Origin of the sequence: Granulibacter bethesdensis CGDNIH1 (assembly GCF_000014285.2) — a bacterium.
GTDB classification, from domain to species: domain Bacteria; phylum Pseudomonadota; class Alphaproteobacteria; order Acetobacterales; family Acetobacteraceae; genus Granulibacter; species Granulibacter bethesdensis.
The window spans coordinates 1,951,438-1,965,974 of record NC_008343.2 but is presented as its reverse complement, the minus strand read 5'-3'; the positions used below and the strand labels follow the sequence as shown (position 1 = coordinate 1,965,974).

Genomic DNA, 14,537 nt, shown 5'->3' with positions numbered 1-14,537 from the left:
GGGTTTCCCATGTTCGATCATGTTCTGGTGGCCAACCGGGGTGCCATCGCCTGCCGCATTTTCCGCACGCTGAAAAAAATGGGTGTGGGCACGGTGGCCGTCTATTCCGAGGCCGATCGCCATTCCCGTCATCGCCTGATGGCCGATCAGTCGGTCTGCGTCGGTCCTGCACAGGTTTCCGCAAGCTATCTGGATATTGAGGCCATCATCGCCGCCTGCAAACAGACCGGCGCACAGGCGGTGCATCCCGGTTACGGTTTCCTGTCGGAGAATGCCGCTTTCGCCAATCGTCTGGCCGAGGAAGGCATCCGTTTCATCGGGCCGTCCCCGGAGCACATGCGCATCTTCGGGCTGAAGCATACCGCCCGGGAAGCCGCTCAGGCTTGCGGCGTGCCGCTTTTGCCCGGTACCGGTCTGCTGCCAGATTTGCAGGCCGCCCATGAAGCCGCCGGGGAGATCGGCTATCCTGTCATGATCAAGAGCACCGCGGGCGGCGGCGGCATCGGTCTGCAACTCTGCCGCAGCGCCGATGAACTGGGACCGCTGTTCGAAACGGTGCGCCGTCTGTCGGAAAGCAATTTCAAAGATGGCGGCATCTATCTTGAAAAATATGTCGCGCGCGCCCGGCATATCGAGGTGCAGATTTTCGGTGACGGTCAGGGCCATGTCGTGGCGCTTGGCGAACGTGACTGTTCACTGCAACGGCGCAATCAGAAAGTTGTCGAGGAAACACCGGCCCCCAATCTGCCCGCTGCTACCCGTGCCGCCATGATGGATGCGGCCATCAGGCTGGGTCGTCATGTCGCTTATGAATCCGCCGGAACGGTGGAATTCATTTATGATGATGCAGCCGACCAGTTCTATTTTCTGGAAGTGAATACCCGCCTTCAGGTCGAGCACGGCGTGACCGAGCAGGTTACCGGCGTGGATCTGGTGGAATGGATGGTGCGTCAGGCCGCGGGCGAGTTGTCCGTTCCGGAAGCGCCTGAGCCACGGGGGGCCTCGATTCAGGTGCGGCTGTATGCGGAGGATCCCGGTAAGGGGTTTCTGCCCAGTTCGGGCCGTCTGACCCATGTCGCCTTTCCTGCCGATGATGTCCGCGTGGATAGCTGGATCGAAAGCGGCACCGAGGTGACGCCTTATTATGATCCCATGCTGGCCAAGATCATCGTGACCGGTCAGGACCGTGCCGAAACCCTGAGTAAATTACAGGATGCTTTGGCCCATACCAGTGTTTACGGTATCGAGACCAATCTCGATTATCTGGCGGCCATCGCCGCATCCGGGATGCTGTCCTCCGGCAAGGTCAGCACGCGGGCGCTGGGGGATTTTCCCTATCAGCCCTCGACCATCGATGTGCTGGCCCCCGGCGCGCAAAGCAGCCTTCAGGATTGGCCGGGACGTCTTGGCTACTGGGATGTCGGCGTGCCGCCCAGTGGCCCGATGGATGCATTGTCTCACCGGCTGGTCAACCGTCTGCTGGGGAACCCGTCAGAAGCCGCCACTCTGGAAATCACCCTGACTGGTCCCACCCTGCGCTTCAACGCCCCCACGGAGATCGCTCTGGGCGGGGCTGAGATGGACGTGACGCTGGACGGGCAGCCCGTGCCCTTCTGGCAGGCGATCAGGGTCGATGCCGGGCAGGTATTGACCATCGCGGCCGCAAGGCAGGCGGGCAACCGTGCCTATCTGGCGGTCCGTCATGGCTTTGATGCTCCGGTTTATATGGGAAGCCGCGCTACCTTTGCTCTGGGTCGTTTCGGCGGTCACGGCGTTGGCTGTCTGCGTACCGGCGATGTGCTGCGTCTGAACAGAAGCGGTGCCGGTCCCGTCCATGAAGTACCGCTCGATCCGACCCTGCGGCCCGCCCTGACCCGCGAATGGCGGATCGGCGTGTTGATCGGCCCGCACGGTGCTCCGGATTTCTTCACGGAAACCGACATCGCCACCCTGTTCGAGGCCGAGTACGAGGTGCATTTCAACAGCGCGCGCACCGGCGTGCGGCTGATCGGCCCCAAACCCGACTGGGCCCGCACCGATGGGGGTGAGGCCGGGCTGCATCCCTCGAACATCCATGACAACGCCTATGCGGTTGGGGCGCTGGACTTCACCGGCGACATGCCGATCATTCTGGGGCCGGACGGTCCGTCACTGGGTGGCTTCGTCTGCCCGGTCACAGTGGCCTGCGCCGAATTATGGAAAATCGGCCAGTTGAAGCCGGGCGACAAGCTGCGTTTCGTTCGGCTCGATATCGACCAGGCCGATGCTCTGCGTCACGCGCAGGATGCGGCCCTGAAGACCTTGCGTGCTGTGACTGCGCCCGCCTTGGCCCCGCCAGCACCGGAAAGCCCGGTGCTGGCGCGTTTCCGTGAAGGCAACGAAGCCGTGCTGCTGCGTCAGTCGGGCGATGACAATCTGCTGGTGGAGTTCGGGCCGCTTGAACTGGATCTGAGCCTGCGTTTTCAGGCCCATGCCCTGATGGAGCGGCTGAAAGCGGAAAATCTGCCGGGACTGCTGGACCTGACACCGGGTATCCGTTCGCTTCAGGTTCATCTCGATCCCGACCGCCTGCCGATCGGCAGAATGCGTGGATTGCTGGCGGAGGCGATCGCCGATCTGCCGCCGGTCGATCAGATCAGCGTGCCGACCCGCACCATCCATATGCCGCTTTCCTGGGACGATGAATCGACCCGTCTGGCGATCCGCAAATATCAGGAGCTGGTGCGCCCCGACGCACCCTGGTGCCCGTCCAATATCGAGTTCATCCGCCGCATCAACGGGCTGGCCGATGAGCAGGCGGTCAAGGATGTGGTCTACAATGCCCGCTACCTGGTGCTGGGGCTGGGCGATGTCTATCTGGGCGCACCGGTGGCGACACCGCTGGATCCGCGTCACCGTCTGGTGACCACCAAATACAATCCGGCCCGCACCTGGACCCCTGAAAACGCGGTCGGGATCGGTGGGGCCTATATGTGCATCTATGGGATGGAAGGCCCCGGCGGCTATCAGTTCGTTGGACGTACAGTGCAGGTCTGGAACACCCATCGCCAGACCGCCAATTTCAGGGATGGCAAACCCTGGCTGCTGCGCTTCTTCGACCAGATACGCTTCTTCCCCGTCTCGGCACAGGAACTGGCCGAAGCCCGCGATGCCTTCCCCTATGGCGGTTACGCGCTGAAGACGGAAGAATCAGTATTCAGGCTGGCGGATTATCACCGCTTTCTGGCTGAGAATGCTGACAGCATCGCCGCCTTCAAATCCCGCCAGCAAGCCGCCTTCGAGGCCGAGCGTCAGCGTTGGAGGGAGCTTGGGTTGGCAGCCTATGTCTCCGAAGATGATGCGGCTGCCCCGCCTGAGGACGTTTCCGCCTTGCCGCCCGGTATGGCGACCGTGGACTCTCCCATTCCCGGCAATGTCTGGAAAGTGCTGGTTGAAACCGGCCACAAGGTTCAACCCGGACAGGCTGTGGCCATTCTTGAGTCCATGAAAATGGAAATGGAGGTCAAAGCCTCCGTCTCCGGTGTGGTGCGGGACGTGCTGTGCCAGACGGGTAAAACCGTACAGGCCGGGCAGCGTCTGCTGCTGATCGAGGAGGAAGCCTGACATGACGCTGAGCATGACCCTCGAAGGTATTCAGGCGTTTCTGGCGCAAGGCGGCACCATCGAGCAGGTAGTCACCGAGGCTTATGACCGCATCACGCGCTATGGCGACAAGGCGGTATGGATCGCCCTGCGCCCCCGCGAGGAGGTCTTGGCGGAAGCACGTGCCCTGGATGCTTCCCCCGCAACCGGGAAACCACTGTACGGTGTTCCTTTCGCCGTCAAAGACAATATCGACGTGGCCGGTTTGCCATGCTCGGCTGCCTGTCCGGCTTTTACCTATGAACCGGATAGGGACGCGACGGTTGTGGCGCGGCTGCGGGCAGCCGGAGCCATCGTTCTGGGCAAGACCAATCTGGATCAATTCGCCACCGGCCTTGTCGGCACACGCTCTCCCTTCGGGGCACCGCGTTGCGTGTTCGATCAGGATTATATCTCTGGCGGGTCCAGTTCGGGCTCTGCTGTCGCAGTGGCGGCAGGATTGGTGGCTTTCTCGCTGGGGACCGACACGGCTGGGTCCGGTCGGGTACCGGCAGCGTTCAACAATCTGGTCGGGGTGAAACCCACCAAAGGATTGCTCAGCACCAGTGGGGTCGTTCCGGCTTGTCGTTCCCTTGATTGTGTCACCGTCTTTGCTGCTTCGGTGGCGGAGGGAACACTGATCCGTCGGATCGCCGAGGGCTATGATGCGGCAGATCCTTACTCCCGTCCGTCGCAAAAGCGCAGACTGCCGCATGTCGGCCTCAGAGTAGGCGTTCCCCGACAGGATCAGCGGGAATTCTACGGCAATACCGCTTATGCCGCCCTTTATCAGCGTGCGCTGGATGAGATGATCTCCCTCGATGCAGAACTGGTCGAGATCGACTTCGCACCTTTCCGCGATGCTGCCAAACTGCTGTACGGTGGCCCATGGGTTGCGGAAAGGTTGGAGGCTGTCGGTGATCATCTTTCCCGGGCACCGGATTCTTTTGATCCGGTGGTACGGAGCATTGTCGAAACTGCGAAGACACTCTCGGCAGTGGATGCTTTCCGTGGCCAATACGAACTGGCAGCGCTGACTCAACAGGCCAATGCCCAATGGGCCAGGATGGATATACTGCTGCTGCCCACGGCTCCGACCATTCACAAGGTCGAGGCGGTGATGGCTGATCCTGTGCGCCTGAACAGCCAGTTGGGGCATTATACCAATTTCGTTAACCTGCTGGATTGTGCCGCCATTGCAGTGCCGGCGGGTTTCATCGAAACGGGGTTGCCTTTCGGTGTTACTCTGGTGGGGCCGGCTTTCAGCGACGATTCAATGGCCCTGATCGCCGACCGTCTCCATCGCCGACTGGAACCCGGCTATGGACAGGATCGTGCTTCTCTGCCTGATCCTGTGCTGGAGGAGACTAATCCGGAACAGATCGCGCTGGCTGTGGTCGGGGCCCATCTGTCCGGACAGCCGCTGCATTGGCAATTGACGGAACGCAATGCCACTCTGGTGGCACGGACCAGAACGGCGCCAGAGTACCGGCTTTATGCTCTGGCTGAGACCATTCCTCCCAAACCGGGGCTGGTCGCTGATCCGGACTTCACCGGGGATGGCATCGAAATCGAATTATGGAGCATGGATGCGGAAGCGTTCGGCACGTTTACGGCTTTGGTTCCGGCCCCATTGGCCATCGGTACTTTGCGTCTGGCCGATGGAACCTCTGTCAAAGGTTTCGTCTGTGAACCGGCCGGTCTGGTCGGAGCACAGGATATCACCCGCTTTGGCGGATGGCGTGCCTATTTGGCGCAGTAAGCTGTTATCTGATACAGGGCACCAGACAGACCGGCTGTCGCCCGAAGGCTGTTCATCAGACGTGGTGGTATTTCTGTTGTAGACGCCTACTACTATAGAATAAAAAACGCGTGCCATCTGGATCGCTTACTGAGTGGTGTCCGAGCGGTCTTCCAATGCTGCACGTCCTTCATCAAGGGCGGCTTTCTGTTCCTCATTCAGCACGGGCTGTTGCGGGTTAATTTCTTCCAGTGCTTCGATGATCGCCTCTTTCACCAGCAACCGGGCGATTGGTTTACTGTTGGCTGGAATGACGAACCATGGCGCGTCTGTTCTGGCCGTGCCGATGATCGCCTTTTCATAGGCCCGTTGGTAGGCGTTCCAGTATTGCCGTTCCTGTATGTCATCCACACTGAATTTCCAGTGTTTCGTCGGGTCGTCCAACCGGGCGAGCAAGCGCTTGCGCTGCTCTTCCTTCGAGATATGCAGGAAAAATTTGCGTACTACGATGCCCTGACGGCCGAGATAGGATTCGAAATGCCGAATGTCACGCAGACGGTTTTTCCAGAATGGTTTGCCGCGCAGGTCTTCCGGAATGCCGCTTTTATCCAGCAGGTGAGGGTGTACGCGGGTGACCAGTACCTCTTCATAATGGCTGCGATTGAAAATTCCGATCTCCCCGCGCTGTGGCAGCGAGAGTGAAACGCGCCAGAGAAAATCATGATGAATCGCTTCCGGGCCGGGCTGTTTGAAGGATCTGACCTGCACGCCTTGCGGGTTCACGCCGGACATGACGTGGCGGATCGTGCCATCCTTACCGCCGGTATCCATTGCCTGAAACACGCAAAGCAACCCGTATGACTGCGATGAATACAGCCTTTGCTGAAGGTCAGACAGGCATTCTGTCCGCTCCGTCAGGTAATCGGTGATTTCCTGACGGGACAGATCGATCTCCGGCTTACGATCCGGGTCGTGAGCGGCAAGCCTGAATTCCCTGCCATTATCAATCCGGCAGGTTGTGAGGAACTGCCGGACTGTTTCACTGATAGCGTCGCTCATGCTGTGCGCCGGTGCATGGCAAGGGGGCCGGAAGCCTGATCCACAGACATGATCTCCATGCGATTGATGCTCACATGGGGCGGTAACGTCAGCAGCCAGGCCACCGTTTCAGCAATGTCTTCGGACATCAGTGGGCGCATGCCATCGTACACGGCTGTTGCCTTGTCAACGTCCCCGTTGAAGCGGACCTGACTGAATTCTGAGCCAGAAGCGGCACCCGGTTCCAGATTGGTGACACGGATCCCGGTTCCGATCAGGTCGGCACGAAGATTGAGGCTGAACTGTTTTACAAAGGCTTTGGTCGCGCCATAGACGTTGCCGCCAGGATAGGGGTAGGTGCCGGCGATACTGCCGATATTGACTACCAACCCGTCATTCCGCGCCACCATGGCTGGCAGGATCGCGCGGGTCATGTGTATCAGCCCGCGCACATTGGTGGCCACCATCGTATCCCACTGTGCCAGATCGGTCTGATGAGCAGGCTCCAGTCCCAGCGCCAGCCCGGCATTATTAACCAGTACGTCAATCTGCCGCCATTCCTCTGGCAGGGCATCAGGCAGGGCGGCGGTGGCAATGGGATCGGTTACGTCCAAGCGGTAGGGTAGAACAGCTTCCCCCAGTTCAGCTTCCAGTGTCTCCAGCCGATCAACGCGACGGCCTGCGGCAATGACGCGGTGACCGTCCCGGACGGCACGACGGGTGATGGCCTCACCGAAGCCGGATGTGGCACCTGTCACGAGAAGCGTTTTGCTCATGGCCTTTATTATCTCCGTAGTCCGGTCGCTGTCTGTTTAGTGAGGCAGGGCAGGAATCAGCCGGATTGATACCGGGCAGTGATCGGATAATCCATCACTGCTGTCCGGTTGAATCAATTTCCCCGGAGGCATGCGCGTCCATGGAAGCTGATAACGCATCGCCTGACCCTCCGGTTTGGAGGTGGTGGCCGGGCCGTACGTCATGACACGCAGGCTTTCCGGGTCGATCCAGCTGCGTGCGACGCCCCCTGCCAGAATATGGTCGATAAAGGAGGCGCCATGGTGGCAGGGGTCGCGTCGGTTGACCGTCAACAGGGTGAGGGGAGCCACCTGTTCCATCTTTTGCAGCACATCATCACCGGGATGAAGCCAGCGATTGAAATCCCCGAGAATCAGGAAGGGAACGCCCTCCTGTTTTCGTTCTGCGATCCATCCGGTCAGCGGAATGGTCTGGGCTTGTAAGGTTGCGCAGGCTGGCCGCAGACTTTTGGCAAAAGCGTCCCGTCTGCATCCGGCTTTCAGATGTACGGCCAGCAGCCGCAGCCTGCCGCCACCGGAGGACGCTGGCAGATCCACCGTAATATCTGCTCCGCTGCGCAGGTGGTGGGCGGCATGGGGTCCATAGACATCCAGCCCCGACAGATCGGGGTTCGCTGTCACCATCAATCCACGCCGGACTGCAAAACCGACGCGCTGGGCGACCTTATCGCCGCTGAGATGAATCACATAGCGGTCGGGCGGGAACAGACGGCGCAAAATATCCGGGCTGGCCACTTCCTGCACGGCGATAATATCGGCATCCAGCAGGGTCGCATAATGGCTCAGGCGGCTGATATCCTTCTCTGTGCGATGCGGCGCATCCGGAGGCAGCGTCGCCTCGCTGCCAGGCTCAGTCAGCCAGTCCAGGTTCCAAGTCGCAATCTTCAGTCCGCCCGCCAATGGTGTTGTTACCGGAGAAGCCGGTTCTGCCGCTTCTCCCCTGGAAACAAGGGAAACGGTCGTTTGCTCATACAATGCCTTAAGAGAAGGCACCTGTTTGTAGAAAAGCCACGTAACCAGACAGAAACCTGATATCAGAAGCATTCGGAAGTGGAATGAACTATTTTTCATCATTTTCTGACTGAAGTGCCTAAATCACGATCTCATTAAGGCGGGATGGCGAGGGCAAAGCATTTTCTAACCGTGGTGTCATCTTACCACGAGCGCCTGATTCTGGCACGCCCAACGCTTGTTATGACTGTTGAATGATACGGAGGCAGGATGAGTTGTATTTTTGCAACAGTATATGGCACGACACCTGCAATGGAGGAATGCGACACGATTTCTTAAGGAGACTTCCTTCATGCGTCATGCTCTTGCATCCATTTTGCTGGCGTCGGCGAGCATTCTGGCTTCTGGTGCGGCTCAGACAGCCCAGGCGGCTCAGGCGGCAAAGTGGACCGACAGCATCAAACTGGATGCGCAGCTTGATGGCGGCTTTGTCATCAACGGGAATACGCCGGATAATGGCGTCAATTTCGGCCAGCTGTTCACCGATCGCTCCAATCAGGCCACGCTGAACCAAGCGGCCCTGACGCTGCATCGTGACATCGACAGCACCAGCAAAGGGTATGATTTCGGTTTCAACCTGCAGCTTATCTATGGTTCGGATGTGCGTTACCTGCCGTTCCTGGGTGAGTTCAACAAGATGACCAGCGACCGTTACAAGCTGGTGCCGTTGCAGGCCAACGTTGCCGTGCATACGCCGTGGCTGTTTAACGGTGGTATCGACTGGAAAATCGGCCAGTACATCTCTCCAGTCGGGTTTGAAACGATCGACCCGGCAACCACACCTTTCTATACTCACTCCTATACATTCAACTTCGCCGTGCCCTTCCAGCACACCGGCTTCCTCAGCGTGTCGCATGTCTCGCCGATGGTGGATGTCTATTTCGGCGTCAATACGGGTAATTTCACCACCTTCGGCGGTGGTGACAATAACAGCCGCCCCTCTGGTGTGTTCGGGTTCCAGTTAAACAATCTGATGAACGGAAAGCTCAGTATTCTGGCGCTGACCAATATCGGCCCGGAAACCGGCTCTCTTGCCGTTGGTCCTGAGGTGGCCAACAGTGCATTGCGTTTCTTCGACGATATCGTGATCGGGTATAAAGCGTCGGACAAAACAACCCTGACGCTGGAGCTGAATTATCTGCGGGATGAAGTGATCAATGCGGAATCTTTCAGCACGGTCGGCTATTATTCTCATGTCTTTAATGACCATTGGACCTTCAATGCGCGTGCTGAAGTGTTCCGCGACATGGATAACTACTTTATCACTGGTTTCAAGGAAGCCAATGGTGGATGGAAGTCGATCAAGGGCCTGTCTACACCTCTGATTACCTCTCCCGGTCCTGGCACCTATGGCGATTTGACGCTGGGTGTGACCTGGAAGCCGAATCTGCCGAAGCCGATTGCCGGCCTGATGCTCCGTCCTGAAGTGCGCTATGACCGGTCACTGAATGGTGCTGGTTCCTTCGTTTATAGTGACACCAACCCTGTTGGGCATAACGGTCAGTTCCTGTTCGCTGCGGATGCTATTCTGCAGTTCTGATCATTCCGGTCGTTTCGGAAAAGGCGGGCACTCCGGTGCTCGCCTTTTTTATGAAAAAGCTTGTTTAGCCATGCTCTTTCCGAAAAGGGGACAAGGTTGCCAGTGCCTCCATGTCTGCCTCCATGGCCGATTTTTCGGCCGCCAGATAGGAAGCGACGGCATCCGACAGACCACGATGGGCAATCCAGTGTGCGGAGTAAGTGGGAACAGGTAGATAACCGCGCTGGATTTTATGCTCGCCTTGTGCTCCGGCTTCGACACGGCTCAGCCCGTTGGCAATGGCGAAATCAAGGGCGCGATAATAGCATAATTCAAAATGCAGGAACGGGTATGATTCCCGGCAACCCCAGTTCCGCCCGTAAAGAGCATCCTCACCCATCAGATTGAGCGCGGCTCCAGCGAGACCATGATCCGATGACGCCGTCATCAGTATGACAGCATCTCCCAGACGTTCAGAGAGGGCGGTGAAGAATTCCCGGGTCAGATAGGCTCGTCCCCATTTGCGATCCACCGTATCCAGATAAAATGCGTAGAATGCATCCCAGTGCCATGGTTTGATGTCGTTACCGCGTAGCGTTTTGAACACCAGGCCTGCTTCATTGGCATCGCGCCTCTCCCGGCGGAGCTGCTTGCGTTTGCGGGATGATAACGCTCCCAGAAAATCGTCGAAGCTATGATAGCCGTTATTCTGCCAGTGATACTGGGTACCGAGCCGGGACAGAAAGCCTAGCTGTTCAAGCGCCTTTGCTTCTTCTTGTTGGCAGAAGGTGATATGCACGGAAGAGAGTTCCAGTGCCTGACATGTCTGTATCAGTGCTTCACCCAGCATGACGGGCAATAGACCGGGACGATGCAGTAGGCGAGGGCCAGGGACAGGGCTGAAGGGAACGCAGCTTTGCAGTTTGGGATAATATCGGCCCCCCGCCTGCTGGAAGGCTTCGGCCCAGCCCTGATCGAAAACATATTCACCGCGGCTATGTGATTTGGCGTAGAGCGGCACGATCCCCACAATATCACCCGCCGGATCGGCCAGGCTCAGATGCTGGGGGAGCCAGCCATTTCGGGGCGCGACCGAGCCGCTTTCCTCCAGTGCCATGAAAAAATCATGGCTGATGAAAGGATTGCGGCTCCCGGCGCAGGCATTCCATGCGGCGGCAGGGATGGAGGATGCACTGCTATGCAGGCAGGCGGTCAGATCCAGCGACGTTTCCGGCTCCATACGCTCATCCACTTGCGGAGCAGTTCATATGGCATGTTCGTACGCCGTGGAAACGCGTCCTTCCCGGCGCACGATATGAAAGCTGAGCGCAGGTCAGGCGATTTCGAACAGACCTTCAACCTCGACAATAGCATTCCCGGGCAGCGAGGGAACCCCGATCGTGGCACGTGCATGGCGGCCCAGATCGCCGAATACCTCGACCGCCATGTCGGAGGCACCGTTCATGACCAGCGCATGCTGGGTAAATTCAGGGGCGGCAGAGATAAAGCCACCCAGACGCACGACGCGGCGGACACGGTCCAGATCGCCACCGGTGGCGGCTTTCAGATGTACCAGCACGTTGATGAAGCATGTGCGGGCCGCTTCAACGGCATATTCGATGCTCTGTTCCGGCAGGCGCCCGGTATAGGCGATCTTGCCGTCTTTCGCCGGTACCTGCCCCGAAATCACGGCCAGAGAGCCGGTGACGACCCACGGCACATAATTCGCGATGGGGGCCATCGGCTCGGGCAGCACGATGCCGAGATCGGCGAGACGGCGTTCGATGGAATCGGCCATGGTGGTCTCCTCTGGCGATGCACTGTTTTCAGATAGCGTAGCACAGGACTTGTCTGCGTCTCTATGGCCCGCCTGTGCCCTCGTCCAGTGGCGGCCTGAAGTGCGGACCGTCAGCCATTGACCAGCCGAAGCCCGCGCCTGCGGGATCGGGCAGAGACTTTGCGCACGTCATGAGGAAGATCCAGCGGCAGCAGGGGAGAGATGGTATCTTCATCCTCATTCCGCCCTTCGACCACGGGGGCCGGGGTAACGGCCTGATGCGTATAGCTGGCGGCGAGGTGGCGTACGACATAGTCCGGGATGGAGGTCGCGCGATCCACCGACGGATCGCCCTCGACGGTGCCGGCCGGTCCGAAATCGGTCAGGGCCAGTGCCTCCACGAAGCGATCCAGTCTGACGCCATGTTGCAGGCCGATGCTGATGGCCTGTGCCAGACATTCAGTCAGCCCCCGTGCCGTGGGGCTATCCTTGGGCAGAGAGATGGAAATCTCCCCCAGTCGCCCATCTGCATATTCTCCCGTGCGGAGAAACACGGTGTGGCCGCCAACCGTTGCCCGCTGTGTATAGCCGCGCCGGCGTGCGGGCAGATCCTCGGCCTGAGCGGACCGGATCGGCGTGGTGGCGGCATCCTTGTCCGGTTCTGCTGCCGGACGGGCTTCCATCATATGGATGAAGGGTGCAACCGCATCATGCATGGCGATGCGGGCAGGGGTGTCGGCGGAAGGGAACACGCTCTCGCCCCGGATCAGCGCGGCTATGGCATCCTCGGCACGCAGGCCACGGGCCAGCAGCCAGTCCTGCGCGGATTCTGATAATGTGCCTTCGCTGGTCAATGGAGAAAAGCCGGGGGCAATGCCGCTGATACGCACACCCAGCAGGGACTCTACGATCTGCGGCGGCAGAATGGCGGTGGTGGCACGGTGCCTCAACCCGCCGAGCGGTGCGGTCTCGCAAGCCTGTCGTGCGGCTTCCGCCAGACCGGGCAGCGGACAGGAGGCAGGCAGATCGCGGGAGACGACACTGCTGGCGGCCTCTCCACCGCCCAGACTCCGTGCCAGAGTGGCGGAGGCGTGATCGGCACAGGCACGGATGAAGGCGGTCAGACAGCGGGCGGTATCTTGCGCTTCCTGACTGGCATAGGCCAGACCGGCCTTGTCGAGCAGTGCCGCCAGCCCGGTCGGGGTCACAGCGAGGCGGCGGGCGGAAGGAACCGCCAGCGTCAGCGCCAGCACGGCGTCGGAGACCGCCTGCCCCAATGCGGCGACATCCAGACCATCGGTCCGAGTATAGAAAGCAGGCAGATTGATCAGAAAGCTCGGCGGTGTCAGCGCATCTTCCTGCCCGGTCCAGAGCGAAACACCAGCCGTGCCGCGCCGGTCGCGCAGCATGGTGTGCAGGGAGGCCCCCAGCGTTTCATGCAGTCCTTCCCGGCAGGCGGCTTCGTCCAGTGGTGCGATCCAGCGATCAGCGGCCATCATGGCGTCGATACGGTGCCCGAACGGTGTGGGGCGTGCGGCACGGCCACGTTTCGGACGAGGGGAAGCCGCCAGTTCCGTGCACAGCGCCGCCAGAGCCGCAGCGGCCTCGTCAGCCCATGACACCGGTACGCGGATGGCACGCGGATCATCATCCGGGCTGGGCGCGGCCAGTACATCGCGCATGCGGATGCCATGCCAGATGGACTGGCCATGATCGGCATGACCGGCAGCCGGGACAGGGGAAGAAGGGCGCTTGTTCATACCCGTTATAGTAGGTCCGGCTCCGCTCGATCGGGAGTCTGTTTTGCGTTGGATAACGGGGATGAACACAAAATCCTGTGGGTAAGGGTGGGGACATCTTCGGGAATGTCGGGGGAAATTGTCTATGCGGCAACAGAGCGGGAAAGCCCGGTAAAGTCAGTGGACCAGCGCCAGGGAGCAGATTATAAAGACGCCATGAACTTCGACACATGGCTGTTCACAAAGCTCCGTGGCCGTCTGGTCGGCGAGGATTCCGCCGGGAATCGCTATTACGAGGATCGTAAGAAGCGCCCTGACCAGCCGCGCCGTCGTCGTTGGGTCGCCTATAAAGGCGTGCCGGAGGCAACCAAGGTGCCGCCGGAATGGCATGCCTGGCTGCATTTCATCACCGATGAGCCACTGCCGATGACCCATAAACCGTGGGTCCGCCCGCATCGCCCCAATCTGACCGGCACGCCATTGAGCTACCGGCCGCCGGGCCATGATTATAGCGGCGGCCAAAGAGCGCGCAGCAGCGGCGATTATGAGGCCTGGACGCCAGGTTCCTGATCCGGCTGTCCGAGGTGGCCGCCTTGGTTGACGCGGTCTCCCTTGACGGCCATCACCACCTTGATCAGTACAGCGAAGGACGCACCATGCGCCGTCGTGATGCGTTGTGACCGCAAATTGTCTGTCTGGCGTCGGGGAATGACTGCATGGCATCGCGTAACTCAGCCGAAATCATCGTCGGAGCTGCCATTCTGGCAGTGGCCGGAGGATTTCTGACCTATGCCATGGCCAATTCGGGCCGCACTTCCGTCAGTGGCTATCCGCTGACCGCGCAGTTCGAGAATATCACCGGCCTGACTGCCGGATCGGATGTGCGCATGGCCGGGGTCAAGATCGGGACGGTAGAAAAGACCTCCCTTAATTCTAAAACCTTTCAGGCTGTCGTGACCTTGCGGGTTCGTGACGATATCCATCTGCCAAAAGACAGTGCCGCCCAGATTCTGAGCGATGGATTGCTGGGGTCTCAATATCTCGGCCTGTCTCCCGGCGGGGATGAGCAGGTGATTCCGCCGGGTGGACAGATCACCATCACCACGCCCTCGGTCAGTCTGGAGGAGGAGCTGGGCAAATTCGTGTTCAGCGTGGGGGATCTTGTGGCCGAAATTAAAAAGAATCCGGCCATGCAAGGTAATCCCCCGCCGGTAAAGCAGCCTTCGGACCGGAAAGGCGGAGGGGCGATCAAGCCGCTGGAGTAATCATGATCCTG

At 59.6% G+C, this 14,537-nt stretch carries 11 protein-coding genes; 5 read left to right on the top strand and 6 right to left on the bottom strand.

The features are described from left to right. Window positions 1-9 precede the first annotated feature (9 nt). Both uca and atzF read left to right on the top strand, forming a co-directional pair. Window positions 10-3,603 (top strand): urea carboxylase, encoded by a 3,594-nt coding sequence (gene uca, locus GBCGDNIH1_RS21215; RefSeq protein WP_011632447.1) that lies wholly within the window; start codon window positions 10-12, stop codon window positions 3,601-3,603. A 1-nt stretch (window position 3,604) separates the two neighbouring features. After that, window positions 3,605-5,383, top strand: a complete 1,779-nt coding sequence (gene atzF, locus GBCGDNIH1_RS21210; RefSeq protein WP_011632446.1) for an allophanate hydrolase — start codon at window positions 3,605-3,607, stop codon at window positions 5,381-5,383. Window positions 5,384-5,509: 126 nt separating this feature from the next. Here the strand turns inward: atzF and GBCGDNIH1_RS21205 are convergent, their stop codons facing one another. From GBCGDNIH1_RS21205 to GBCGDNIH1_RS21195, 3 genes are read right to left on the bottom strand one after another with little or no spacing between them, the layout of a single operon-like run. Beyond that, on the bottom strand, window positions 5,510-6,421 hold the full coding sequence (locus GBCGDNIH1_RS21205; protein ID WP_011632445.1) for a polyphosphate kinase 2 family protein: 912 nt from the start codon (window positions 6,419-6,421) through the stop codon (window positions 5,510-5,512). Beyond that, complete coding sequence (locus GBCGDNIH1_RS21200; protein WP_011632444.1) at window positions 6,418-7,176, bottom strand: SDR family NAD(P)-dependent oxidoreductase; 759 nt, start codon at window positions 7,174-7,176, stop codon at window positions 6,418-6,420. The genes GBCGDNIH1_RS21205 and GBCGDNIH1_RS21200 overlap by 4 nt, the downstream gene beginning before the upstream one ends. 36 nt (window positions 7,177-7,212) lie before the next feature. Beyond that, window positions 7,213-8,259 (bottom strand): endonuclease/exonuclease/phosphatase family protein, encoded by a 1,047-nt coding sequence (locus GBCGDNIH1_RS21195; RefSeq protein WP_050748457.1) that lies wholly within the window; start codon window positions 8,257-8,259, stop codon window positions 7,213-7,215. Between the two features lie 259 nt (window positions 8,260-8,518). Here GBCGDNIH1_RS21195 and GBCGDNIH1_RS21190 point away from each other — a divergent pair, with 259 nt between their 5' ends. Next, on the top strand, window positions 8,519-9,766 hold the full coding sequence (locus GBCGDNIH1_RS21190) for a porin (RefSeq protein WP_025318681.1): 1,248 nt from the start codon (window positions 8,519-8,521) through the stop codon (window positions 9,764-9,766). A gap of 64 nt (window positions 9,767-9,830) precedes the next feature. On the opposite strand, the gene GBCGDNIH1_RS21185 is transcribed toward GBCGDNIH1_RS21190, so the two are convergent. The 3 genes from GBCGDNIH1_RS21185 to GBCGDNIH1_RS21175 form a co-directional block, all read right to left on the bottom strand. Next, window positions 9,831-10,985 (bottom strand): GNAT family N-acetyltransferase, encoded by a 1,155-nt coding sequence (locus tag GBCGDNIH1_RS21185; protein WP_050748456.1) that lies wholly within the window; start codon window positions 10,983-10,985, stop codon window positions 9,831-9,833. A gap of 93 nt (window positions 10,986-11,078) precedes the next feature. After that, a complete protein-coding gene (locus tag GBCGDNIH1_RS21180) occupies window positions 11,079-11,543 on the bottom strand; it encodes a RidA family protein (RefSeq protein WP_011632440.1) in 465 nt (154 codons plus the stop codon). 110 nt (window positions 11,544-11,653) lie between these two features. Next, on the bottom strand, window positions 11,654-13,282 hold the full coding sequence (locus tag GBCGDNIH1_RS21175; protein ID WP_025318683.1) for a hypothetical protein: 1,629 nt from the start codon (window positions 13,280-13,282) through the stop codon (window positions 11,654-11,656). Window positions 13,283-13,387: 105 nt separating this feature from the next. Between GBCGDNIH1_RS21175 and GBCGDNIH1_RS21170 the strand changes: the two genes are divergently transcribed. Together GBCGDNIH1_RS21170 and mlaD are read left to right on the top strand one after the other, a co-directional pair. After that, window positions 13,388-13,831, top strand: a complete 444-nt coding sequence (locus GBCGDNIH1_RS21170; protein WP_095206539.1) for an NADH:ubiquinone oxidoreductase subunit NDUFA12 — start codon at window positions 13,388-13,390, stop codon at window positions 13,829-13,831. Between the two features lie 146 nt (window positions 13,832-13,977). Beyond that, window positions 13,978-14,526, top strand: coding sequence for an outer membrane lipid asymmetry maintenance protein MlaD (gene mlaD, locus GBCGDNIH1_RS21165; protein WP_011632437.1), 549 nt, complete (start codon window positions 13,978-13,980; stop codon window positions 14,524-14,526). The last annotated feature ends 11 nt before the right edge of the window (window positions 14,527-14,537 follow it).

Bases quoted from the DNA above. Each gene is read 5' to 3' on its own strand.
- GBCGDNIH1_RS21195 (WP_050748457.1), bottom strand. From the start codon at position 8,259: ATGCTTCTGATATCAGGTTTCTGTCTGGTTACGTGGCTTTTCTACAAA.
- GBCGDNIH1_RS21205 (WP_011632445.1), bottom strand. From the start codon at position 6,421: ATGAGCGACGCTATCAGTGAAACAGTCCGGCAGTTCCTCACAACCTGC.
- GBCGDNIH1_RS21180 (WP_011632440.1), bottom strand. From the start codon at position 11,543: ATGGCCGATTCCATCGAACGCCGTCTCGCCGATCTCGGCATCGTGCTG.
- uca (WP_011632447.1), top strand. From the start codon at position 10: ATGTTCGATCATGTTCTGGTGGCCAACCGGGGTGCCATCGCCTGCCGC.
- GBCGDNIH1_RS21185 (WP_050748456.1), bottom strand. From the start codon at position 10,985: ATGGAGCCGGAAACGTCGCTGGATCTGACCGCCTGCCTGCATAGCAGT.
- GBCGDNIH1_RS21170 (WP_095206539.1), top strand. From the start codon at position 13,388: ATGTCGGGGGAAATTGTCTATGCGGCAACAGAGCGGGAAAGCCCGGTA.
- GBCGDNIH1_RS21175 (WP_025318683.1), bottom strand. From the start codon at position 13,282: ATGAACAAGCGCCCTTCTTCCCCTGTCCCGGCTGCCGGTCATGCCGAT.
- GBCGDNIH1_RS21190 (WP_025318681.1), top strand. From the start codon at position 8,519: ATGCGTCATGCTCTTGCATCCATTTTGCTGGCGTCGGCGAGCATTCTG.
- atzF (WP_011632446.1), top strand. From the start codon at position 3,605: ATGACGCTGAGCATGACCCTCGAAGGTATTCAGGCGTTTCTGGCGCAA.
- GBCGDNIH1_RS21200 (WP_011632444.1), bottom strand. From the start codon at position 7,176: ATGAGCAAAACGCTTCTCGTGACAGGTGCCACATCCGGCTTCGGTGAG.
- mlaD (WP_011632437.1), top strand. From the start codon at position 13,978: ATGGCATCGCGTAACTCAGCCGAAATCATCGTCGGAGCTGCCATTCTG.